This window comes from Streptomyces sp. VNUA24, assembly GCF_029167005.1.
Lineage (GTDB): Bacteria > Actinomycetota > Actinomycetes > Streptomycetales > Streptomycetaceae > Streptomyces > Streptomyces scabiei.
In genome coordinates, this window is record NZ_CP119143.1 from 2,403,687 (window position 1) to 2,426,115 (window position 22,429).

22 protein-coding genes are annotated in these 22,429 nt (G+C 74.2%); 15 read left to right on the plus strand and 7 right to left on the minus strand.

All coding sequences use genetic code 11. From position 1 onward, the window contains the following. Positions 1–5: 5 nt before the first annotated feature. Positions 6–353: a tetratricopeptide repeat protein gene (locus PYR72_RS10000; protein WP_275454980.1), complete on the plus strand. Its 348-nt coding sequence runs from the start codon at positions 6–8 to the stop codon at positions 351–353. Between the two features lie 145 nt (positions 354–498). On the opposite strand, the gene PYR72_RS10005 is transcribed toward PYR72_RS10000, so the two are convergent. Continuing rightward, positions 499–1,908, minus strand: a complete 1,410-nt coding sequence (locus tag PYR72_RS10005; RefSeq protein ID WP_275454981.1) for a PepSY-associated TM helix domain-containing protein — start codon at positions 1,906–1,908, stop codon at positions 499–501. A gap of 229 nt (positions 1,909–2,137) precedes the next feature. Here PYR72_RS10005 and PYR72_RS10010 point away from each other — a divergent pair, with 229 nt between their 5' ends. Continuing rightward, positions 2,138–2,794, plus strand: coding sequence for a peptide deformylase (locus tag PYR72_RS10010; RefSeq protein WP_275454982.1), 657 nt, complete (start codon positions 2,138–2,140; stop codon positions 2,792–2,794). 26 nt (positions 2,795–2,820) lie between these two features. On the opposite strand, the gene PYR72_RS10015 is transcribed toward PYR72_RS10010, so the two are convergent. Then, entirely contained in the window at positions 2,821–4,281 is a 1,461-nt protein-coding gene (locus PYR72_RS10015; protein WP_275454983.1) for an NAD(P)/FAD-dependent oxidoreductase, read from the minus strand. 129 nt (positions 4,282–4,410) lie between these two features. On the opposite strand from PYR72_RS10015, the gene trxA reads away from it, so the two are divergent. Then, a complete protein-coding gene (gene trxA / locus PYR72_RS10020; RefSeq protein WP_061334773.1) occupies positions 4,411–4,794 on the plus strand; it encodes a thioredoxin in 384 nt (127 codons plus the stop codon). 30 nt (positions 4,795–4,824) lie between these two features. On the opposite strand, the gene PYR72_RS10025 is transcribed toward trxA, so the two are convergent. After that, the gene (locus tag PYR72_RS10025) at positions 4,825–6,048 is read right to left on the minus strand and encodes a 4-hydroxybenzoate 3-monooxygenase (protein ID WP_275454984.1); all 1,224 of its coding nucleotides are present in this window, start codon (positions 6,046–6,048) and stop codon (positions 4,825–4,827) included. Positions 6,049–6,159: 111 nt separating this feature from the next. Next, complete coding sequence (locus PYR72_RS10030; protein WP_275454985.1) at positions 6,160–7,194, minus strand: LacI family DNA-binding transcriptional regulator; 1,035 nt, start codon at positions 7,192–7,194, stop codon at positions 6,160–6,162. 688 nt (positions 7,195–7,882) lie between these two features. Here PYR72_RS10030 and PYR72_RS10035 point away from each other — a divergent pair. From PYR72_RS10035 to PYR72_RS10060, 6 genes are all read left to right on the plus strand, one after another. Then, positions 7,883–8,857, plus strand: coding sequence for an alpha/beta hydrolase (locus PYR72_RS10035; protein WP_275454986.1), 975 nt, complete (start codon positions 7,883–7,885; stop codon positions 8,855–8,857). A gap of 247 nt (positions 8,858–9,104) precedes the next feature. Next, on the plus strand, positions 9,105–10,124 hold the full coding sequence (locus PYR72_RS10040; RefSeq protein ID WP_275454987.1) for a helix-turn-helix domain-containing protein: 1,020 nt from the start codon (positions 9,105–9,107) through the stop codon (positions 10,122–10,124). A gap of 117 nt (positions 10,125–10,241) precedes the next feature. After that, entirely contained in the window at positions 10,242–11,666 is a 1,425-nt protein-coding gene (locus PYR72_RS10045; protein WP_275454988.1) for an amidase, read from the plus strand. A gap of 53 nt (positions 11,667–11,719) precedes the next feature. Beyond that, complete coding sequence (locus PYR72_RS10050) at positions 11,720–11,944, plus strand: hypothetical protein (RefSeq protein WP_045561539.1); 225 nt, start codon at positions 11,720–11,722, stop codon at positions 11,942–11,944. Between the two features lie 161 nt (positions 11,945–12,105). Continuing rightward, positions 12,106–13,524: a flotillin family protein gene (locus PYR72_RS10055; RefSeq protein WP_275454989.1), complete on the plus strand. Its 1,419-nt coding sequence runs from the start codon at positions 12,106–12,108 to the stop codon at positions 13,522–13,524. Between the two features lie 73 nt (positions 13,525–13,597). Continuing rightward, positions 13,598–14,044, plus strand: coding sequence for a type II toxin-antitoxin system PemK/MazF family toxin (locus PYR72_RS10060; protein ID WP_275454990.1), 447 nt, complete (start codon positions 13,598–13,600; stop codon positions 14,042–14,044). Between the two features lie 8 nt (positions 14,045–14,052). Here PYR72_RS10060 and PYR72_RS10065 read toward each other — a convergent pair whose 3' ends face one another. Continuing rightward, positions 14,053–14,880 carry a TIGR02452 family protein gene (locus tag PYR72_RS10065; RefSeq protein WP_275454991.1) on the minus strand — a complete coding sequence of 276 codons (828 nt, stop codon included), beginning with the start codon at positions 14,878–14,880 and terminating at the stop codon, positions 14,053–14,055. Positions 14,881–15,181: 301 nt separating this feature from the next. Between PYR72_RS10065 and egtA the strand changes: the two genes are divergently transcribed. The 5 genes from egtA (at position 15,182) to PYR72_RS10090 (ending at position 20,083) form a co-directional block, all read left to right on the plus strand. Continuing rightward, positions 15,182–16,456, plus strand: coding sequence for an ergothioneine biosynthesis glutamate--cysteine ligase EgtA (gene egtA, locus PYR72_RS10070; protein WP_275454992.1), 1,275 nt, complete (start codon positions 15,182–15,184; stop codon positions 16,454–16,456). Beyond that, positions 16,453–17,799 carry an ergothioneine biosynthesis protein EgtB gene (gene egtB / locus PYR72_RS10075; protein WP_275454993.1) on the plus strand — a complete coding sequence of 449 codons (1,347 nt, stop codon included), beginning with the start codon at positions 16,453–16,455 and terminating at the stop codon, positions 17,797–17,799. Before egtA ends, egtB begins: the two co-directional genes overlap by 4 nt. Next, on the plus strand, positions 17,799–18,614 hold the full coding sequence (egtC, locus tag PYR72_RS10080; protein ID WP_275454994.1) for an ergothioneine biosynthesis protein EgtC: 816 nt from the start codon (positions 17,799–17,801) through the stop codon (positions 18,612–18,614). Before egtB ends, egtC begins: the two co-directional genes overlap by 1 nt. Further along, positions 18,611–19,573 carry an L-histidine N(alpha)-methyltransferase gene (gene egtD / locus PYR72_RS10085; RefSeq protein ID WP_275454995.1) on the plus strand — a complete coding sequence of 321 codons (963 nt, stop codon included), beginning with the start codon at positions 18,611–18,613 and terminating at the stop codon, positions 19,571–19,573. Before egtC ends, egtD begins: the two co-directional genes overlap by 4 nt. Positions 19,574–19,864: 291 nt before the next feature. Then, the gene (locus PYR72_RS10090) at positions 19,865–20,083 is read left to right on the plus strand and encodes a dodecin (RefSeq protein ID WP_275454996.1); all 219 of its coding nucleotides are present in this window, start codon (positions 19,865–19,867) and stop codon (positions 20,081–20,083) included. Positions 20,084–20,113: 30 nt separating this feature from the next. Here PYR72_RS10090 and PYR72_RS10095 read toward each other — a convergent pair whose 3' ends face one another. Continuing rightward, on the minus strand, positions 20,114–20,602 hold the full coding sequence (locus PYR72_RS10095) for a hypothetical protein (RefSeq protein WP_275454997.1): 489 nt from the start codon (positions 20,600–20,602) through the stop codon (positions 20,114–20,116). 145 nt (positions 20,603–20,747) lie between these two features. On the opposite strand from PYR72_RS10095, the gene PYR72_RS10100 reads away from it, so the two are divergent. Next, complete coding sequence (locus tag PYR72_RS10100) at positions 20,748–21,851, plus strand: FAD-dependent oxidoreductase (RefSeq protein WP_275454998.1); 1,104 nt, start codon at positions 20,748–20,750, stop codon at positions 21,849–21,851. Between the two features lie 40 nt (positions 21,852–21,891). Here PYR72_RS10100 and PYR72_RS10105 read toward each other — a convergent pair whose 3' ends face one another. Next, positions 21,892–22,407, minus strand: coding sequence for a MarR family transcriptional regulator (locus tag PYR72_RS10105; RefSeq protein ID WP_199845556.1), 516 nt, complete (start codon positions 22,405–22,407; stop codon positions 21,892–21,894). Between the last annotated feature and the right edge of the window lie 22 nt (positions 22,408–22,429).

The window sequence follows — 22,429 nt, forward strand, 5'->3', positions numbered from 1 at the left end:
CACCGGTGGACACGACGTACTACGACCACGGAACACCTGCCGAGCGCTGGGAGCGCGCCCGGATGTTCTTCGACGCCAAGGACTACGCCGCCGCGGCGCGCGTCCTCGGCCCGCTGGTCGAGGAGGTTCCGGAGCAGACCGGTCCGCGGCTGCTGCTGGCCCGCGCGTACTACCACTCGGCCCAACTGACCAGGGCCGAGACGGAGTTGCGCGTCCTCGTGGAGCGGGACCCGGTGGAGCAGTACGCCCGGCTGATGCTGGGCCGCACGCTGGAGCGGCAGTCCCGGCACCAGGAGGCGCAGTCCCACCTGCGGATCGCCTCGGCCCTCGCGGGCGAGTTCGAGCAGCCGTAGGCAGCGCGGGGATTCACGGAGTGAGGGGGCGCGTCCGGACCGGACGCGCCCCCTCTCGCGGCGCCGACGCCCACGGCCACACCGACCCCCACCGCCGCACCGACCGGCCGCACCGACCGCCTTACTTCGCCTCCGCCCGACCGCCCTACTTCGCCTCCGCCCGGCCGCCGGACGACCGCTTGCCGCGCCGGTGCGCGATCTCGCCCAGGACGACGTCCACCGCGATGAACACGGCGAGCGGGATGCCGAGGAGGGGGACGAAATAGCCGAGGACGGCGATGAGGACGAGGGCGGGGACCAGGATCTGCGGCGGCACGTGCTGCCAGGCCCCGCGCGGGATCGGGCGGCCGAACGACGAGGCGCGGCCGCGCAGCCACCACATCCGGTAGCCCCAGACGATCAGGACGACCAGGGAGGCCGCCAGGGCCATCAGCAGGAGCTGGTTGGCCAGCCCGAACAGCACGCCCGTGTGGCCGTCGATGCCCCAACGGGAGAGCTTGGCGAGGACCGGGAAGTCGGCGAACCGGAGGGTGTCGGTGACCTCCGCCGTCGCCGGGTCCACGGCCACCGCGTCCTGCTTGGTGGGCCAGCTGCGCTGGACCTGCTTGACCACGTACGCGGAGGACGCGTCGGCGGGCGGCACGATCTCCACCGGGTCGCCGAGGCCCTCGGCCCGTGCGGCGGCGAGGATCTTGTCCAGGTCGCCCTTCGCGGGAGCCCCGCCCTCCGCCGAGCCGTCGCCGTGGTCCCCGTGGTCGCCCGCGGCGGCGGAGATCGCCGGGGTGGCCTGGTGGAGTTCGGTGCGCAGCACCTCGATGTTGGCGCCCGCGTAGGTCGACCAGGTCAGGCCCGTCGCCGAGAGGAAGAAGAACCCGGCGGCGGCCCAGACGCCGACCGTGCCGTGCAGGCCCAGCGTGCGGCGGCGGCCGCTGGTGCCGCGCACCTTGCGCTGGGAGCGGCGGCGGGCGAACCAGAGCACGAGGCCGCCGCCCGAGATGACCCACAGCCAGCTCGCCGCGAGTTCGCTGTAGAGGCGGCCGGGCTCGCCGAGCTGGAGGTTGGCGTGGAACTTGTCGATCCAGGTGCGCACCGGCAGGGCGCCGGTCGAGCCGTACTGCTCCAGGGCGCCGCGCACCTCGGCGGTGTACGGGTCGACGAACACCGCGAGCGTGTTGGTCTCGTCGATGCCCTTCACGCCCGTCAGCATCACCCGGGTCGTCGCGTCGTCCTCCGGCGAGGGGCGCACGGCGGAGACGGTGCCCTCGGGGTGCGCCTTGCGGGCGGCGGCGACCTGCTCGGATATCGGCAGCTTCTCGTCGCCGACCTTCGCGACGGTCGTCCGGTCCGCGTAGACGATCTTCTCGACCGAGAACGAGGCGGCGTACAGTCCGCCGGTCAGGGCGGCGACCAGCAGGAACGGGGCGACGAGGACGCCCGCGTAGAAGTGCAGCCGCAGCACGAGCGGCCTGAGCGAGGCCCAGCCCCTCGTGGTGCCGTCGGGCTTGGCGACGGGTTCGCGGGACTCGTCCGTCTCGGTCGAGGGGGCGATGGTCATCGGCGGATGCTCCGGGATGCGGGGACGACGTGGCGGTCCAGTAGTCGGATCGTGAGGACCCCGAGTTCCCGGCCTTGCGTGTGACGTGGGTCACGATCGCTCCGGTCGTCCGCAGCACGCCGCCCGCCGGCGCGCGGCATGCGGCGCGCGGCCACCGGCGTACGGCGTGCGGCCGGGCCGTCGCGTGAGCCGCCTCGCGCCGTACGACGGCGGTTGGCATCCTGGCCCGATGCCTTCCGAACGTGACCGCGCCGACTCCCGCCCGCTGAAGCACCGGGTCGAGGAACTCCTCGCCCATGAGGGGCCGCTGCCGATCGTCGCCGCGGGCGACCCGGTGCTGCGCCGCACCGCCGAGCCCTTCGACGGCCAGCTCGACCCGGTCCTCCTGGCCCGCTTCGTCGCCGCCCTGCGCGCCACCATGCACGCGGCGCCCGGTGTCGGTCTCGCCGCGCCCCAGGTGGGGGTGCCCCTGCGCATCGCGGTGATCGAGGACCCCGCGCCGGTCCCGGAGGAGGTGCGGCTGGCCCGGGGCAGGGTCCCGCAGCCGTTCCGCGTCCTGGTCAATCCCGCGTACGAGGCCGTCGGGCCGTACCGTGACGCGTTCTTCGAGGGCTGTCTGAGTGTCCCGGGCTGGCAGGCCGTGGTGGCCCGGCACGCCAGGGTGCGGCTGCGGGCGCTCGACGAGCGGGGGCGGGCGGTGGACGAGGAGTTCTCGGGGTGGCCCGCCCGTATCGTCCAGCACGAGACGGACCACCTGAACGGCACGCTCTACCTCGACCACGCCGAGCTGCGGTCCCTCTCCTCCAACCAGGCGATGGCCGACCGCTGGAACGACCCGACCCCGGCCCGGGCCGCCCGGGAGCTGGGCTTCCTGCTGCCCGACTGAGCGCCCGGACGGCCGGCGGCCGCGGGTCAGCCCCGGTACGCCTCCAGCAGCCGCAGCCACACCTCGCTGAGCGTCGGGTACGAGGGCACCGCGTGCCAGAGCCGGTCGACCGGGACCTCTCCGGCGACGGCGATCGTGGCGGAGTGGATCAGCTCGCCGACGGCGGGGCCGACGAAGGTGACACCGCGCAGGATCTCGCGGTCCAGGTCGACGACCATACGGGCGCGGCCCCGGTAGCCGTCGGCGTACAGGCCCGCTCCCGCGACGGAGGAGAACTCGACGTCGACCGCGCGGACGCGATGGCCGGCCTGCTCGGCTTCCGCGAGGGAGAGGCCCACGGCGGCGGCCTCGGGGTCGGTGAAGACGACCTGGGGGACGGCGGCGTGGTCGGCGGTGGCCGCGTGGGCGCCCCAGGGGTCGCTCTCCAGGAGCGGGACCCCGGCCGCGCGGGCGGCGATGGCGGCCCCGGCGATCCGGGCCTGGTACTTGCCCTGGTGGGTGAGGAGCGCCCGGTGGTTGACGTCCCCGACCGCGTACAGCCAGTCGCTGCCCGTCACCCGCAGACTGTCGTCGACCGGCAGCCACGCGCCGGACTCCAGGCCGACGGTGTCGAGGCCGAGGTCGTCGGTGCGCGGGGCGCGGCCGGTGGCGAAGAGGATCTCGTCGGCCTCCAGCCGGTCGCCGGTGTCGGTGAGGGCCACCACGGTTCCGTTCTCGCGGGACACCGCCGTCACCGACGTCCCCGTCCGCACGTCCACGCCCGACTCGCCGAGCGCCTCGGCGATCAGTTCACCGGCGAAGGGTTCCATGCGGGGCAGCAGGCCCTTGCCGCGCACGAGGACGGTGACCTCGGAGCCGAGGGACCGCCAGGCGGTGGCCATCTCGACGGCCACCACGCCGCCGCCGACGACGATCAGCCGGCCGGGGGCCGTCCGCGCGCTGGTGGCCTCGCGGCTGGTCCAGGGCCGGACCTGCGCGAGTCCGGGCAGGTCGGGCAGGAGCGCGCGGCTGCCGGTGGAGACCACCACCGCGTGCCGGGCGGTGAGGAGCCGGCGCCCGCCGTCGGGGGCGTCCACGACGACCCGGCGGGGCCCGGCCAGGCGCGCGTGGCCGCGGTGGAGGACCGCCCCGACGCTCTCCAGCCAGGCCACCTGGCCGTCGTCCTTCCAGTTCCCGGTCTCGTAGTCGCGGCGGGCGAGCACCTCGGCGGTGTCCAGCGGGCCCTGCACCAGGTGGCGCAGCCCGGGGACGCGGCGGGCGTCGGCGCGGGCGATCGCGGGGCGCAGCAGGGCCTTGCTCGGCATGCACGCCCAGTACGAGCACTCGCCGCCGACCAGTTCGCTCTCCACGATCGCGGTGGACAGGCCGGCCGCGCGGGTGCGGTCGGCGACGTTCTCCCCCACGGGTCCGGCACCGAGCACCACGACGTCGTACTCGGCCGGGGTCGCGTCGCCCGCTGTTCCTTCGGTGTTCTCCGTATCCGTCATGGGGGTCAGTCTGGTTGCTGGTGTGCGCGGTGGCCAAACGGGTAGGCGCGCGGAATACGGCACCACGGGGTGGCGTTGTCGTGTGCGGCTCGCCCCCGAGCACCGAGACCAGGAAGAGGGATGCACGCCATGAGCAGCACCGTGGAGCTGACCAAGGAGAACTTCGACCGGACGGTCACCGAGAACGAGTTCGTTCTCATCGACTTCTGGGCGGCCTGGTGCGGTCCCTGCCGGCAGTTCGCCCCGGTCTACGAGAAGGCCGCCGGTGACAACCCGGACCTGGTGTTCGGCAAGGTCGACACGGAGGCGCAGCCGGAGCTGGCGCAGGCCTTCGGCATCCAGTCGATCCCGACGCTGATGATCGTCCGTGATCAGGTCGCCGTCTTCGCGCAGCCGGGCGCGCTGCCCGAGGCCGCGTTGACCGACGTCATCGGGCAGGCCCGGAAGCTGGACATGGACGAGGTCCGCAAGGCGGTAGCCGAGCAGCAGGCGCAGGCCGAGCAGAACGGCTGACGGGCCGGCCGGTTCACCGGCGCCCGGTCGTCACGGATCGCGCCTGGGCAGCGGCAGCCCCGTGTAGTGGGCGGCCAGTTCCGCGGCCGCCTCCCGGGACTCGGTGATCCGGCGCAGCCCGGCGAGCTGGAGACGGTGGTCGAAGGCGCCGCCGTCGGGCCGTGTGTGCAGCAGCCGGATCAGGTCGTCGCCGAAACGGGCCGCCTGCCAGACCCGGTCGAGGCACAGCCGCGCGTACCGGTCCAGGAGTTGGGCCGTGCCGTCGGTGTACAGCTCGACGAGGGCGAGGGCGAGGAGCGTCACGTCGGACACCGCGAGATCGAGGCTCGTGGCGGCGATCGGCGGCAGGCCGTGGACGGCGTCCCCGGCGAACAGCAGCCGGCCGTACCGTGTCGGCTCGTGCACGTGGGCGCGCAGCGGGGTCACGGACCCGACGGTGACCGGCCCGTGTTCCAGGGTCCGGTCGAGGTCGTCGGGGCCGTCGGTGTCGTCGTCGACGGCGAGACGTGCGGCCAGTTCGTCCCGGACGCGCGCGTCGGGCCAGTCGGCCCGGTCGGTGCCCGCCGGGACCTGGAGGTGGAACCGGGACGACGAGGGGGACCGCGCGGCGTGCAGGGCGAAGCCGTGGTCTCCGCGCGCGAGGACCGGTTCGCGGGGCGGCGGCACCTCGGCCACGACGTCGAGCCAGGCGTACGGGTACTCGTGCCGGTGGACCCGGCGGACCGGGGCGGGGACCACATGGCGGGAGATGCCGTGGAGACCGTCGCAGCCCGCCACCCAGTCGCAGGACAGTTCCTCCTGGTAGCCGTCGTGGACGAAGTGCACCACCGGCCGCCCGCCGAGCGGGTCCTCGACGCCGACCGCCGCGGCCTGGAACAACAGCGGCGGCCCGTCGGCGAGTTGCAGGGCGACGAGGTCCCGCACGATCTCCGTGCGGGAGCAACTCGTGACCGTACGGCCGCCGGTGAGGGCCGGGAGGTCGAGGCGGTGCCGTGCGCGGTCGAAGCGCAGTTCGAGGCCGTGGTGGACCAGCCCTTCGGTCTCCAGGCGCCCGGCGGCGCCGCACTCGCGCAGCGCGTCGACCGTTCCCTGGTCCAGGATGCCGTCGTACCCCCGGCCGCCGGCCGGGCGCCGCTCCACGTCCGTCCGGGTCCGGCTCTCCAGGACCACGCAGTCGATGTCCGCCCGGTGCAGCAGCCGGGCGAGGAGGAGTCCGGCGGGGCCCCCGCCGATGATGCCGACCTTCGTGCGCATGACGCGCCTCCCGAGGCGGGCGGTCCGCCGCCCTGTGCGTTCAGCCGTGCCCGTTCGGCCCTGCCCGCTCGGCCGCGGCCGGTCCGCCCGGGCCCGATCGGACCGGCCCGGTCAGCTCGACTCGCGGTGGACGATCCTGGCGCCCAGGACGTCGTGGGTGGTGGGGACCGACGCGGGGTCGCGCACCACGCGGTCGACCAGTTCCGCGAGGTGACGTCCGGACGGCAGCTCCAGGTGGACGGTGCTGAGGCGCGGCCGCAGCAGCCGGCCGAGCATCAGGTCGTCGGCCCCGACCACGGCCGTCTCCCCGGGGATGCCGATGCCCTCGTCCTGGAGGGCCCGCATCACCAGCATCGCGTATTCGTCGTTGTACGCGAACACCGCGTCCAGGCCGAGGGAGCGCCAGTCGCGTGCGAGCCGGGCGGCGGCCGCCTCGTCGTAGGCGAGCGGCAGCTCCGTGACCGTGGCCTCGGTGCCCTGCACCGCGCGGCGTACGCCGGCCAGGCGGGGCTGGGAGAAGACCCCGAAGCCGGGCTCCTCGGGCACGACCACACCGATGCGCCGGCGGCCGCTCTCGACCAGGTGCCGGCCCGCGCTGTGGCCGACGCCCGCGTGGTCGAGGATCAACGCGTGGGCGCCCTCGACGGGTTCGGGCGTCAGGGTGACGACGGCCTTGGCGCCGGAGCGCTTGAGCACCGCCACCCCCTGCGGGCCGAGGCCGACGCCGGGCACGATGACCGCGACCGGACGCAGCTCCGCCCAGGCACGGGCGGCGTCGTCGCCGCGCAGTCCGATGCCGCCGTGCTGCACGACGGTGTAGTCGAGCCGGCTGAGGGCCCATTGGATCTCGTTGATGAACTGGCTGTAGAGCGGGCCGATGGGCACGTTCGGGGTGGGCATCAGCACCAGGCGGCTGTGGCCGGCGCGCAGGCTGCGGGCCGCCGCGTGGGGTACGTAGCCGAGTTCCTTGGCCGCCTCGTGGACCCGGCGGCGGGTCGGCTCGCTGATACGGACGGCGCTGGTGTTGTTCAGGACGTAGCTGACCGTCGCGCGTGAGACACCCGCGAGCCGTGCCACGTCGGCGCTCGTGGGCACGGATCGCTGCAGGGGCGAGGGCGGGGCGGGCTCTTTCGGTATCTGCACCATGAGGAGGGCATCCTTGCAGAAGCGGTGAAGGTCGTTCCGGCCGGGGGACCGTCGGCCGTGCGAGGCCCGGGTTCGGACCACCGATCTTTGTGGCAGGGCAGTTTGGCGAATGTGTTCGAAATCTGTTCAACCGGGCGGTCATTTCACGCCACCTCCACACGCGCGTGTCGGCCCTGTCCCCGCACCGTCGTGTGGCCTGCTTGCCGCTCCCGGCCGTTGGGCGGGCGACCGGCCCTCGCCCCCTGCCGGGGCGCGCCGGTGACGCGGCGGCACCTCGGTGTTCCGTCGAGGGCGGTGGCCGATCCGCTGGTCAGGGTCGGCGGTCGGTGAGCGGGCGCGTGCCCGGCCACGGCCGTGCGACCGGTTCTCGCGGGACGCGCGCCGAGGTGGGTCCCGCCGGTACCGCGACCGCCCGTCCGCGATGCGGCACGGGGTGCCGCGACGCGAAAGCTATGGCGTGAATCATGTGTTCGACGCGGGTGCGGACACCGGCGTCGCGCCCGCCGGCCGCGCCGCTCGGGACGCGTGCGGACCACCCGCCCCACGGCCCGCTGCGGACGCCTCCCGGACCACCCGCCGGATGGCGGGCAACCACCGCCGTACGACGGCGTCCGCGCGCTTGCCGTCGCGCCCATCATCACGGTACGAACCGTTGGCACCCGCCGCGGAACCCGCACGAGGAGAAGCCATGACCATGATCCCGCCCCCCTTCGATCCGGAGCTCGCGGCGGCCCTGGAGGCGATCGAGGACATGGTGCCGCGCGGGCTGACCATGGACGACATCCCGGCGATGCGCCAGGGACCCGGCATCGCGCTGCTGGCCCAGCTCGACCTGACCATGGACGGGTTCTTCGAGGTCGAGGACCGGCTGGTGCCGGGCCCCCCGGGGGAGCCGGAGATCTCCCTGCTCATCTGCCGTCCGGCCGCTCCCGCGACCCCGGCCGCGCTGCCGGTGATCTACCACGTGCACGGCGGCGGCATGATCGTCGGCAACAACCGGGTCGGGGTGGACGCGCCGCTGGCGTGGGCGCGGGAGGTGGGCGCGGTCGTGGTGTCCGTGGAGTACCGGCTGGCACCCGAGCACCCGCATCCGGCGCCCGTCGAGGACGTCTACGCGGGGCTGCTGTGGACGGCCGCGCACGCGCACGAGTTCGGCGGCGACGCCGAGCGGATCATCATCGCGGGGGCGAGCGCGGGCGGGGGCCTGACCGCCGCGCTGGCGCTGCTCACGCGCGACCGGAAGGGGCCACGGCCGATCGGGCAGGTGCTGTTGTGCCCGATGCTCGACGACCGCAACGACACGCCCTCCGCCCACCAGATGGCGGGGCGCGGGGTGTGGGACCGGACGGCCAACGAGACGGGGTGGACGGCGCTGCTCGGGGAGCGGCGGGGCGGGGCCGAGGTGTCGGAGTACGCGGCGCCGGCGCGGGCCGGGGATCTGAGCGGGTTGCCTCCGGCGTTCCTGGACGTGGGGTCGGCGGAGACGTTCCGGGACGAGGTCGTGGCGTACGCGTCCCGCTTGTGGCAGGCGGGCGGGGTCGCGGAGTTGCATGTGTGGCCCGGGGGGTTCCACGGGTTCGACGGGTTCGCGCCGCAGGCGGCCGTGTCGCGGGAGTGCCGGGAGGCGCATGTGCGGTGGGTTCGGCGGTTGCTCGGGGAGTGAGGGGGCGGGTGCGGATGCGGGGTTTGTCGCCCCCGCCGCCCCTACCCGTCCCTCCCCCACTCTCGGCTTCGCTCGAGCGGGAGGTGCCCCCATCTCGGGGCTGCGCCCCTTCGACCCCCGGACGTCCGCCCGGTGGGGGCTGGTCGCGCAGTTCCCCGCGCCCCTGGAGAGCAGGGGCTGCGCCCACTGCTCCCCAGGGGCGCCACCACTCTCCCACCCGGCCGGGCCATGGCGCACTATGAGGCGTATGAAAGAGCTGGCGGGGCGGCTGACCGCGGTGGATCCGGATGCCGGGGCCGCCGTGCGGGTCATCGCCTACTTCGACACGCTGGCCGAGGCCCGGGCCGGGCTGGAGGCACTGGTGCGGGGCGCGGCTGTGCTGGCCGGGTGTCCCGCGCGTCTCGTCGACGCGGAGCGGCACGTGCGGGTGCGGGTGGAGACCGACGGGCGGCGCCACGACAGCGGCCCGCCGCCGGACCCTGCCTGGCCGTCCGCCGCGCTCGTGCCGGGCGGTGCGCCCGCGCTGTGGCTGGAGCGGGCCGGGGGCGGTGAGCCGAGCGTGGTGGACGCGGTCATCCTGGAGCGGGCCGCCGGGGCGCTGCGGGTGGTGCCGGACCGGACCCGGGGCCGGGCGCCCCTCTCCCCCGCCGACGACCCGGCACTCGTGGAGACCGTGCTCGACCCCTCCGCCGACGAGGGGGCCCGGCTGTACGCGGCCCGGCGCCTCGGCCTGGACGACCGGGCCACCCGGGTCCGCGCCGTCGCCCCGCTGGGCGGCCGTCCCCGCGTGCTGCGGGTGCGCGGGGACCGGGTCGGCGAGGACGAGCTGCCCGCCGGACGGGTCGGGGTCGGGCCGGAGGTGCCGGTTCTGGGGCTGCCCGGATCGTGGGCCGAGGCGCGGACGGCGCTGCGGTTCACCGCCGAGGGCACCGCGCAGGACCCCGGCGAACGCGTGGTGCACGCCGACGACCTCGGCGGGATCGCCCTGCTCGCCGGGCTGATCGCGCCGGGGGCCGAACCGCCGCCGGACGTACGGGACCTGGAGCGGGCCGCGGCCGACGCGCCCTGGATGCTGGCCACGCTCCACGCGGTCGCCACGACCGCGAGCCTGCGGGCGGCGGCCGGTGGCGTCAACGTCCACCACTCCACCCTCCAGGACCGTCTGGCCCACGCGGAGGCGGTCCTCGGCTGGCCGGTGCGCACGCCCCGGGGACGGCTCCGGCTGCATCTGGCCCTCACCCTGCGGCACCTGGCCCGCGGCGGCTGAGCCCACCGGTCCGCCGTACGAATCGCCGCCCTCGTCAGGCAAGTCGTCCATGCCGTACCGTCGCGCCCGCGCGGACATTACCGTTCGGTAGAAATCCTGCTTCCGGAGGTGTTCCGTATGGATGTCGACCGTGCGCCGGGTCTCGTGGAGTGTGCTCGGGCGCTGGCGGCCGGGGAGGTGACCTCGCGGGCGCTCGTGGAGCGGACGCTCGCCCGGATCGAGGCGAGCCAGGGGACGGTGAACGCGTTCCGGCGGGTGCGGGCCGAGGCGGCGCTCACGGAGGCCGACGCGGCGGACAGGGAGCTGGCGGAGGGCGGGCGGCGGCCGCTGCTCGGCGTGCCGGTGGCGGTGAAGGACGACATGGACGTGGCGGGCGAACCGACGGCGTTCGGCTGCCGGGGCGAGTTCCCCTCGCTCCCGGAGGACGGCGAGGCCGTACGGCGGCTGCGCGCGGCCGGGGCGATCGTCGTGGGCAAGACCAACACGTGCGAGCTGGGACAGTGGCCGTTCACCGAGGGGCCGGCCTTCGGGGCCACCCGCAATCCCTGGCACCCCGACCACACCCCGGGCGGCTCCTCCGGCGGTTCCGCGGCGGCCGTGGCCGCGGGGATCGTCCCGGCCGCGCTGGGCTCGGACGGCGCCGGATCGGTGCGCATCCCGGCCTCCTGGACGCACCTCGTCGGCATCAAGCCCCAGCGGGGCCGCATCTCGACCTGGCCGCACGCGGAGTCCTTCCAGGGCATCACCGTCAACGGCACCCTCGCCCGCACGGTGGCCGACGCCGCGCTCCTGCTGGACGCGGCGAGCGGCAACCACGAGGGCGACCTGCACCGGCCCGCCCCCGTGGACGCCTCGGCGGCCGTCGGCAGGGACCCGGGGCGGCTCAGGATCGCCCTGTCCCTGAAACCGCCCTTCACCGCGCTGCCCGCGCGGCTCGACCCCCGGGTCCGGGAGCGGGTGCGGGCGGTGGCGGAACGGCTCGCCGCGCTCGGGCACGCGGTGGAGGAGGCGGAGCCCCGGTACGGGCAGATCGGGCTGACCTTCATCCCGCGGGCCACCGCCGGCATCGCCGAACGGGTGGGCGCCGTCGTCGAGCAGGACCTCCTCGATCCGCGCACCCTGGAGGCCGCCCGCCTCGGCCGGCTGCTCGGCGGGGCGCCGCTGCGGCTGGCCCGGCGTGCCGAGTTCGCCCTGCACCGGCGGATCGGCGCGCTCTTCCGGTCGTACGACGTGGTGCTGGCACCGACGACCGCCGCTCCCCCGCCGCGCATCGGCTCCATGCTGAACCTCGGCGGGTTCGGTACCGACCGCGCGATGATCGCGGCCTGCCCGTACGCGTGGCCGTGGAACGTGCTGGGCTGGCCCGGCGTCAATGTGCCGGCCGGGTTCGTGGACGACGTGCTGCCGGTGGGCGCCCAGTTGCTCGGCCCGGCGGACAGCGAGCCCCTCCTGCTGTCGCTGGCCGCGCAGTTGGAGGCGGACCAGCGCTGGCACGAGCGGTGGCCGCCGCGCCGGAGCACCGCGGACTCCCCCGCGGTCTGAGTGCGCCGGGCGCGGGCGGGCGGGTTCGGCGCCCGCCCCGCGACCCGTAGTCTGTGACCATGGACGAAGCGTCGATGGTCGGGCTGATGGGACGGGTGACCGGTGCGGTCGGTCCCGGGCTCGTCGGCGAGGTGATCGTCCGGGTACGGGGCGGCGCCGAGCACTTTCTCGCCTACCCCGCCTCCGCGAGGGACCGGATCGAGCCGGGGACGCTCGTGATGGTGATGGAGTACCTGCCGCCCCGGACCGTGTACGTGTCGGCCGCGTACGACAGTTGACGGTCCGTCGGGCCGTCCGGGGCGCGGTCTGTCGGTCTTCGGGAACCGGTTCGCATCAGGACTGCAACAACGGTCCCTCGCGCCCTGTACCGCCGCCGGGCCACGCGGGACACTCCCGACGTTCGGTGCCGTGAGGGCACCTGGCCAGAGGGGGTGGGCCGATGTTCGTCGGCATCATCGCGGGGGCGGCCGTAGCGGTCGCAGTGGTACTGATCAGTCTCTTCAAGCTCATGTGGCGCGTCGCAGAACCGAACGAGGCTCTGATCATCTCCGGTTCCAAGCACAAGATGGAGGGCCTCACGGAGGGCATGAACTTCCGTATCGTCACCGGGCGCGGCACCCTCGTCCTGCCCGGTATGCAGGCGGTGCGCAAGCTCTCCCTCGATCTCAACCAGACCGAACTGGCCGTGGAGTGCGTGACGTTCCAGGGCATTCCGCTGAAGATCCGGGGCGTCGTCATCTTCAAGGTGGGCGACGACTTCGTGTCCATCGCCAACGCGGCGCGCCGCTTCCTGGGCCAGCAGAAGCGGGTGTCGGAGCGGGTGCACAACGTGTTCGCCGGTCATCTGCGGTCCATCGTGGGCGGGTTGACGGTCGAGGACATGATCCGGGACCGCGAGAAGCTGACCGGTCAGACCCGGGCCGCGTGCGGGACCGAGATGGAGAAGCTGGGTCTGATCGTCGACTCGCTGCAGATCCACGAGATCGAGGACCCGACCGGCTACATCAAGAACCTGGCGATGCCGCACGCGGCGGCGGTGCAGCGGGACGCCCGTATCGCGCAGGCCGAGGCCAACCGGCTCGCCACCGAGGCCGAGCAGCAGGCCGCGGCGCGCATGGCGGAGGCCACCCGGGACAGCGAGATCCTCCAGGCCGGCTACCAGGCCGAGCGGGACAACGCCTCGGCGCGGGCCAAGCAGGCGGGTCCGCTGGCCGAGGCCGCGGCGCTGCAGGAGGTCGTCGTCCAGGAGACCCGGGTCGCGGAGCTGGCGGCGGCCCGGCGTGAGCAGCAGCTCCAGGCGGACGTGCGCAAGCCGGCCGACGCCAAGGCGTACGAGAAGCGGACGCTCGCCGAGGCCGAGCGCGACGCCCGTATCTCCGCCGCGCAGGCCAAGGCCAAGGAGACCGAGCTGGCGGCCGCCGCCGAGGCGAAGGCGACCCAGGTGACCGGTGAGGCCGAGGCCGCGGCCCGGCAGGCCAAGGGCATCGCCGCCGCCGAGGCCACGCGCGCGAAGGGGCTCGCCGAGGCCGAGGGCATCAAGGCACGGGCCGCCGCACTGGCCGAGAACCAGGAGGCGGTGATCGCGCAGCAACTGGCCGAGCAGTGGCCGGAGATCGTGCAGGCGGGCGCCTCCGCGTTCGGCAACGTCGACAACATGGTGCTGCTCAACGGGGCCGACGGCATGGCGGACATGTTCGCCAAGGCCCTCACGATGGGCGGGACGGGGCTGGGCCTGGCGCGGCAGCTGCTGTCCTCGATGAACCAGAACGGGGCCTCCGCCGGGGGCTCCGCGGGGGTCAACGGGGTGCCGGTGGAGAAGGTGGCCGTGGAGAAGGTGCAGGTCGACAGGGAGTCGTAGCGCGGTGACGCGTCGGTGGCCGGGCGGCCACCGGGCCCGCGCCCCCGGCGGGGCGCGGGTTAGCGTGTGCGCTGTGACTTCCTTCGCCGAGCAGCACGTGCCGGGGCGCTACGGCCCCACCGCCACCACCGAGGCCGATCCCCGTGACGTCGGGCGGGTGCGCACCGAGTACGCGCCCGCGCACGACGGGGATCCGGACCCCGGGGAGATCGTGTGGACCTGGGTGCCGTTCGAGGAGAACGACGGACGGGGCAAGGACCGTCCCGTGCTCGTCGTGGCCCGGGAGGCCGCGGGGACCCTGCTCGCCGTGCAGCTGTCGAGCAAGCGGCACGACGGCGACCGGGAGTGGGTGCCGATCGGGAGCGGGCCGTGGGACCGGTCCGGGCGGGATTCCTGGGTGGACGTGGACCGGGTGCTGCGGCTGCACGAGGCGGGGATGCGGCGGGAGGCCTGCGCGCTGGACCGGATGCGGTTCAACTCCGTCGTCCTGCGGTTGCGGGAGCGGTACGGCTGGCGGTAGGCCGCCGCTCAGGCGCCCCGGCTGAACTCTCGTTCGAACGCACCGCGGACCACCGCTCCCCGGGTGCGGTCCAGCACCCCGAACACCACGTGCGCGAAGGCGCCCTCGAACCTGCCGCCGTCCATCAGCAGGGCCCGGAACGCCGCCGCCACCTGGGCCGGGTCGTTGCCGAACACCCCGCAGCCCCAGGCGCCCAGGACCAGCCGGCGGTAGCCGTGCGCCACCGCCGTCTCCAGGACGCGTTCCGAACGGACGGTCAGGGCGCGGGGCAGCTCGGCGGCGCGCTCCGGGGCCGTACGCCGGACGACGGAGGCGTTGGGGGCCGCGGAGGTCAGGAAGCCGGCCGTGTACGGGGTGTCGAGGAGGGTGCCGCGGTCGTCCCGGAAGACGGGGACGGCGGGTGAGTGGATGACGCGGTCCGTGTAGAACGGGTCGCGGTGGGCGCGGTGGTGGGCGTAGAAGGCGGGGGCCTCCCGCACGCAGGTGTAGAGCGCCGAGGCCCGGCAGAGGGCCTCCTCCTGCGCCTGGGCGCCGTTCAGATAGCCGCCGCCGGGATTGCGGGCCGAGGAGAAGTTGAGGACCGCCACCGGGGCGGTGCCGGCCGCCGTCAGACGGCGGGCGGCCTCCAGGCTGCTCTCGCCGGTGACCTCGACGGCCGATCGCACCGGGTCGGCCCGGGGTGTCCCGACCGGGCCGGGGCCGTGCAGCCGGGTGCCGGCGCGTGCGGCGGCCACGTCGTCCGCGAGGGACACCCGGTGGCCGGAGGGCGCCCGATAGTGCCCGGCCGCGACGATGTCCTCGGTCTCGCGGGCGATTCCCCGCAGACGCGCGCTCATGCCGCGGCCCCCGTGTGCGGCGCGGGCGCCGCCGTCTCCCCCGTCGTGCTCATGGGCGCATCCTGGGCGATGCTGGTGAAGGACCGCAACGGAATTTCCTCGTGTGAACGGCCGGGAACGGGATAGGGAAGGGGTGTCCGAAGATCCCGGAAACGAGGATCGTCGATCCGCATTGCCACGATGTGTCCCCTTGTGCGAAAGCGGCGCGAGGGTTTGGGTGGGACGAGCGCCACCGGCCCGCCCGACCGGGTGCGGACCGGGAGCTCGACCGACGAGATCGGCATATCAGGAGGATCCCGACATGTCAGATTCGCTGAGTGACTGTACGGAGCCACGCTCCCCGGTCACCGAGGCGGAGGTGGAGGCCCTGGTACGGGGCATCTGCTTCAAGACCGGTCCACCCCGGACCCTGGGTGTCGAACTGGAATGGCACGTCCACGAGCTGCGCGACCCGCGGCTCCCGGCAACACCCGCACGACTCGAAGCGGCCTACGCCGCACTGCGGACGCTGACCCTGAACTCACCGCTGACCGTCGAGCCCGGCGGCCAGCTGGAACTCAGCTCGGCACCGGCCGCCTCCCTGACGGAGTGCATCGCCTCCGTCTCGGCCGACCTCGCCGCCGTACGCGCCACCCTGCGCGAGGCGGACCTCGGCATCATCGGCTACGGCCACGAACCCTGGAACCCCCCGACCCGCTACCTCCACGAGCCCCGGTACGACGCGATGGAGATCTACCTCCGGCGCTTCGGGCCCGAGGGGCTGGCCATGATGTGCTCGACCGCGTCCGTGCAGGTGTGCCTCGACGCCGGGTACGAGGAGCCCGGCCCCCTCGGCCACCGGCGGCGCTGGTGGCTGGCGCACCAGCTCGGAGCCGTCCTGGTGGCCGCGTTCGCGCACTCCCCGCTGGCGCGCGGCCGGGTGACCGGCCTGCGGTCGACGCGGCAGGCGCTGTGGGCGGCGATGGACCCGGGCCGGACGAGCGCGCCCGCCCTCGACGGCGACCCGCGCGCGGCCTGGGCACGGCTGGTGCTGGACGCGCCGGTGATGTGCGTCCGGGCCGACGAGGGCCCGTGGGGCGTGCCCGGAGCGATGACGTTCCGGGAGTGGACCGGAACCGACAACCCGCCGACCCGCGCCGACCTCGACTACCACCTGACGACCCTGTTCCCGCCGGTGCGCCCGCGCGGCCATCTGGAACTGCGCATGATCGACGCCCAGCCCGGCGAGGACGGCTGGATCGTGCCGCTCGCGGTGACGACGGCCCTGTTCGAGGACCCGGAGGCCGCGGAGATCGCGTACCGGACCGTCAAGCCGCTCGCGGAGCGGGCGGGTTCGCAACCGCCACCACGCAATCCGCTCTGGGAGGCGGCCACCCGTGACGGTCTGACCGACCCGGACCTGCGGGAGGCGGCGGCCGTCTGCTTCGCCGCGGCGGCCGAGGCGCTGCCCCGGCTCGGCGCGCGTCCCGAGGTGCTGGACGCGGTCGCGGCGTACACCGACCGCTATGTGGCCCGGGGCCGCTGCCCCGCCGACGATCTGCTGGACCTGTTCCACGGGAAGGACATCCCCGCATGACCGCACCCCGGACACCGGCCCCGACGGCCGGCGCCGACCCCGAGATACTCCGGGAGCGCGCGCTGGCCGCCCTGACCACGGCCCGGGCCCGCACCGCGCTCCTGACGACGTCCGTCGACGAACCCGATCTCACCGCGCAGCACTCGCCGCTGATGTCCCCGCTGGTCTGGGACCTCGCCCACATCGGCAACCAGGAGGAGCTGTGGCTGCTGCGCAACGTCGCCGGACGTGAGGCGATGCGGCCCGAGATCGACGGCCTGTACGACGCCTTCGAGCATCCGCGCGCGGCACGGCCCTCGCTGCCGCTGCTCGCGCCGGAGGAGGCCCGGCAGTATCTGCACGAGGTGCGCGGACGGGCGCTGGACGTGCTGGAGAGCGCCGACTTCCACGGCACCCGGCTCACCGACGCGGGCTTCGCCTTCGGCATGATCGCCCAGCACGAACAGCAGCACGACGAGACGATGCTGATCACCCATCAGCTGCGGCAGGGCCCGGCCGTGCTGTCGGCGCCGGATCCCGAGCCCGTACCGCTGTTCACGGGACCGTCCGAAGTGCTGGTGCCCGGCGGGGAGTTCACCATGGGCACCTCGACCGAGCCGTGGGCGCTGGACAACGAACGGCCCGCGCACCGCCGGAGCGTCCCGGCGTTCCACATCGACACGACGCCCGTGACGAACGGCGCCTACCAGGCGTTCATCGCGGACGGCGGCTACGACGACGCACGCTGGTGGACCGCCGAGGGCTGGGACCACATCCGCGCCCACGGCATCCACGCGCCGCTGTTCTGGCGGCGCGACGGCCGGCAGTGGCTGCGGCGGCGTTTCGGTGTCACCGAGGTCGTGCCGGCCGAGGAGCCGGTGCTGCACGTGTGCTGGTACGAGGCGGACGCGTACGCCCGCTGGGCGGGCCGCCGGCTGCCCACCGAGGCCGAGTGGGAGAAGGCCGCCCGGCACGACCCGGTCACCGGCCGCTCGACCCGCTACCCGTGGGGCGACGCCGACCCGGCGCCCGAACACGCCAACCTCGGACAGCGCCATCTGCGCCCGGCCCCGGCCGGCAGTCATCCGGCGGGGGAATCGCCGCTGGGTGTACGGCAGTTGATCGGCGATGTCTGGGAGTGGACGTCGAGCGACTTCCTGCCCTACCCGGGGTTCTCGGCGTTCCCGTACAAGGAGTACTCGGAGGTGTTCTTCGGCCCCGAGTACAAGGTGCTGCGCGGCGGTTCGTTCGCCGTGGACCAGGTGGCGTGCCGGGGGACGTTCCGCAACTGGGACTATCCGATCCGGCGGCAGATCTTCAGCGGGTTCCGCACGGCCCGTGACGCCTCACCGGAGGCCCACTGATGTGCCGGCACATCGCGCGCCTCGGCACCGCCGACCTGCCGCTCGGCAGGGTCCTGGTGGACCCGCCGCACGGTCTGTTCCGGCAGTCGTGGGCACCCCGGCGGCAGCGGTACGGGACGGTCAACGCCGACGGGTTCGGGGTCGGCTGGTACGCGCAGGGCGACCCGGTGCCGGGGCGCTACCGGCGGGCCGGGCCGATCTGGGGCGACCAGTCCTTCGCGGACCTCGCCCGGGTGGTCCGCACCGGGGCGCTGCTGGCCGCCGTCCGGGACGCGACGGTGGCCGGCGCGGACGACGAGGCCGCGGCGGCGCCGTTCTCGGCCGGGCCCTGGCTGTTCAGCCACAACGGGGCGGTCACCGGATGGCCCGGCTCCCTGGCGCCGCTCGCCGCCGCACTGCCCGCCGTCGAGGTGCTGTCGATGGAGGCCCGCAACGACTCGGCGCTGGTGTGGGCCCTGGTCCTGAACCGGCTGCGGGCCGGCGACCCGGAGGGCCAGGCGCTGGCCGACACGGTCCTGGAGGTCGCCCGGGCGGCTCCCGGGTCGCGGCTCAACCTGCTGCTCACCGACGGCGAGACGATCGCCGCGACGGCCTGGGGCGACACGCTGTGGTACCTCACCGAGCCCGGTGCCGGCACGGTCGTGGCCTCCGAACCGTACGACGACGATCCGCACTGGGTGGAGGTCCCGGACCGCACGCTGCTCGCGGCGAGCCGCACGGACGTCCTGCTCACCCCGCTCAAGGAGCCGGAGGAAGCCACCGGCCGAACCGACCCCGCCCCGTCATCCGCACTTCCGAAGGAGCCCCCTGCGTGAGCCCGTTCCTTCTCACCCGCACCCTGCCGGAGGACGCCACCGACGCGGCGCTGCGCGCCGACGTCCAGGACGGTCTGACCCGCACCCCGAAGACCCTGCCGCCCAAGTGGTTCTACGACGCCCGCGGCAGCGAACTGTTCGAGCACATCACCGAGTTGCCCGAGTACTACCCGACCCGTGCCGAGCGCGAGATCCTGGTCGGCCGGGCGGGCGAGATCGCCGCGGCGAGCGGCGCGCGCACCCTGGTCGAGCTGGGATCCGGCTCGTCCGACAAGACCCGGCACCTGCTGGACGCGATGCCCGGCCTGCACACCTACGTGCCGGTCGACGTCAGCGAGAGCGCGCTGCGGCAGGCCGGCGAGGCGCTGGTCGCCGAGCGGCCGGGGCTGAACGTGCACGCCCTGATCGCCGACTTCACCGCCGGGCTCGACCTGCCCGAGACCCCGGGGCCCCGGCTGGTGGTGTTCCTGGGCGGCACGATCGGCAATCTGGTGCCCGGGGAGCGCGCCGCGTTCCTGGCCGCCGTGCGGGGGCTGCTGGCGCCGGGCGACGCGCTGCTGCTGGGCACGGACCTGGTCAAGGACGAGGCGGTGCTGGTCGCCGCGTACGACGACGCGGCCGGGGTGACCGCCGAGTTCAACAAGAACGTGCTGAACGTGGTGGACCGGGAGCTGGGGGCGGACTTCGACCCCGACGCCTTCGACCATGTCGCCCTCTGGAACGCCGAGTGCGAGTGGATCGAGATGCGGCTGCGGTCCCGTACGGCGCAGACCGTGAAGATCCCCGCGCTGGATCTGGCGGTGGACTTCGAGGCCGGGGAGGAGCTGCGGACCGAGGTGTCCGCGAAGTTCAGGAAGGAGGGGGTGCGGGCGGAACTGGCCGCCGCCGGGATGGAGTTGAGGCACTGGTGGACGGATGAACAGGGCCGGTTCGCACTGTCCTTGAGCCGAGCGGGGTAGCGCGCGGCGGTGGGGCGGGGGGTGCGTTGTCGGGTGCGGGTGGGTGGGGGCTGGTCGCGCAGTTCCCCGCGCCCCTAACAGCATCAGGCCCCTGCGGGCCTGAAAAGCACGGGGCGCAGCCCCGGCTTTTCAGGGGCGCGGGGAACTGCGCGAGAAGCCCCACCGGACCCGCACCCGACAATCGCACCCCCACCCACCCCGGCCCCCCTCGCGAACCGGCGGAGCCTGAGGCACCGTGGAAGAACGTGTGGCGCACCGGCCACGATGGAGCTCGCGACAAGGAGAACCCGCATGACCGACCATGTGTACCGGGTCACCGAGATCGTCGGCAGTTCGGAGGAGAGCGTCGACCACGCCATCCGCAACGGCGTCGCCCGCGCCGCCCAGACGCTGCGCAACCTGGACTGGTTCGAGGTGACACAGGTCCGGGGGCACATCGAGGACGGACAGATCGCGCACTACCAGGTGGGCCTGAAGGTCGGCTTCCGTCTGGACGACGAAACGGACTGACCGGCCGACCGGCAGGGTCGGGGCGGACGCTCAGGTCCGCCCCTCCCCCTCCTGCGCCTCCTTCAGCGCGGCGGAGTCCGCGGCCCAGCGCGCCCGTACGACCGGGAAGCCCGCCCGCTCCGCGTCCGCGCAGACGAGTTCGTCGTCGTCCACCAGGACACGGATCTCACGGGTCCGGGCGAGTTCGCGGAGGATCTCCAGCTTCGTACGGCGGGCGGGCCTGCGGTCGTTGTCGCGGCGCATCCGGATCCGGCCCTCGGGCAGCCCGTGCGCGGCGAGCCAGTCGACGGTGTCGCGGCGGCAGCGCTCGGGCCGCCCGGTCAGGTACAGGACCTCGCACTCCCGGGCGCTCTCCCGGGCCAGCGCGACCCCTTCGGCCAGCGGCGGATCCTGCGGCGCGGCGGCGAAGAACGCGTTCCAGTCGCGCGGCCTGCGCTCCAGGAACCGCTGCCGGTGCGCGGTGTCGGCGAGGGTGTTGTCCAGGTCGAAGACGGCGAGGGGCCGGTCGTTGTCGCTCACCGCACCAGCCTAGGCAGGCCCGGGCGGCAGATGACTCGTGTCGTCCGTTGTCGCTTCACACAACACACACGAACTCCGCCCGTAGCTTTAGGTTTCAAGCGTTACGCTCGTCGCCTCTCCCCCCACACAGCACAGGAGAACAGGCGTGCCTGACGGCGAAATCATCGTGATCGGCGGCGGATACGGGGGCATCCGCCTCGCCAGACAGCTGGACGAGGTCGCACGGGTCACCCTCGTGGACCGCAAGGAGGTCTTCTTCCACCGCATCGCCGCACTGCGCGCGGGCGTGCACGAGGCGTGGACGACGACGCCCTTCATCCCGTACGACCGACTGCTGCGCAACGGCCGGGTCGTGACGGGCAAGGCGGTCGGGATCGACACCGCCGAACGGCAGGTGACGCTCGCCACCGGTGAGCGACTGCCGTACGACGTGGTCGTGATCGCGACCGGCGCGGACTACCCGGAGCCGGCCCGCTTCCTCGGCACCACCACCGAGGAGGCGGGCAAGACCTTCGCCGCGCACCAGGAGAACGTGGCCGCCGCCGAGCACGTCCTGGTCGTCGGCGGCGGGCCGGGCGGCGTGGAACTCGCCGCCGAGGTACGGCTGGCCCGGCCGGACGCGCGGGTCACCCTCGCGCACGCGGGGTCCGAGCTGCTCAGCTCCACGGGCAGCAAGTGGGCCGGACGGCGGGCCCTGGCGTGGCTGGAGGCGCACGACGTGGAGGTGCGGCTCGACTCGTTCGTCTCCCCCGGGCCCGACTTCGGCACCTACCGGGACGGGCGGGGCGGCCTCATCGAGGCCGATCTGTCGTTCTGGGCCAACGGCACCACGCCGAACACGCTCTGGCTGCGGCTGGCCGGGCACGGGGACTGGCTCAACCCGGCGGGCCACGTCAAGGTCGACGGGTCGCTGCGGGTCGGCGGGCACCTCGACGTGTTCGCGGTCGGTGACGTGAACGACGTCAGCGAACTGAAGCTGTCGCCCGTCGCGTTCGCCCAGGCGGACGTCGCCGCGCACAACATCCGCGCGTATCTGGCGAGTTCGGGCAGGCACCGCAAGGAGCCGCGGTCGTACCGGCCGATCCGGCGGACTCCGCTGATCGTGCCGCTCGGGCCGGCCGACGGCATCACGCTCGTGCCGGTGCCGGGGGGTGAGACGGCGGTGCTCGGCGGTCGTACGTCCACGCTGGCGAAGGCGAAGACGCTGATGACGCCGTACATCAGGAGGCAGCTCGGGTACTTGGCCTGAGGGCTGGCGCGGCAGGACCGGGGCGGGCCGGGGCCCGCCCTCACTCGCCCCGGGCCGCGCCCGTCTGTTCCTGCTCCCCCAACTCGTTGGCGTGGGCGAGGAAGTCGTCCACCATCCGGTGGAAGAGTCCCGCCAGCTGCCGCAGTTCCTCGGGCGACCACTCGGAGAGCGCCATCTGCATACCGCGCACGCCCGCCTCGCGGATGCGGTCGATCGCCTGGCCACCGGCCGCCGTCAGCTCGATGCGCTGGGCGCGCCGGTCGTCCGGGTCGGGGACCCGGGTGACGTGACCGGTCTTCTCCAGTTGCTGGACCTGGCGGGTGACGTGGGACGCCTCGACTCCGAGGCGGTTGGCCAGCTCCCCCGGCCGCAGCGGCTCGGAGTCGGCGATCTGGCGCAGCAGGGCCACGGCGGCCCGGTCCAGCGGCACCCCGGCCAGGCTCATCAGGCGCTCATGGGCCCGGGCCCGGGTGCTGAGGTAGGTGATGCGCGTGAGGGCTCGCTCGATCTCGATCACTTCCGGGGAAGCGGAGTCCGGGGGTGGTGAGGGGGACATGCGATCCACTTTACCATCTTGT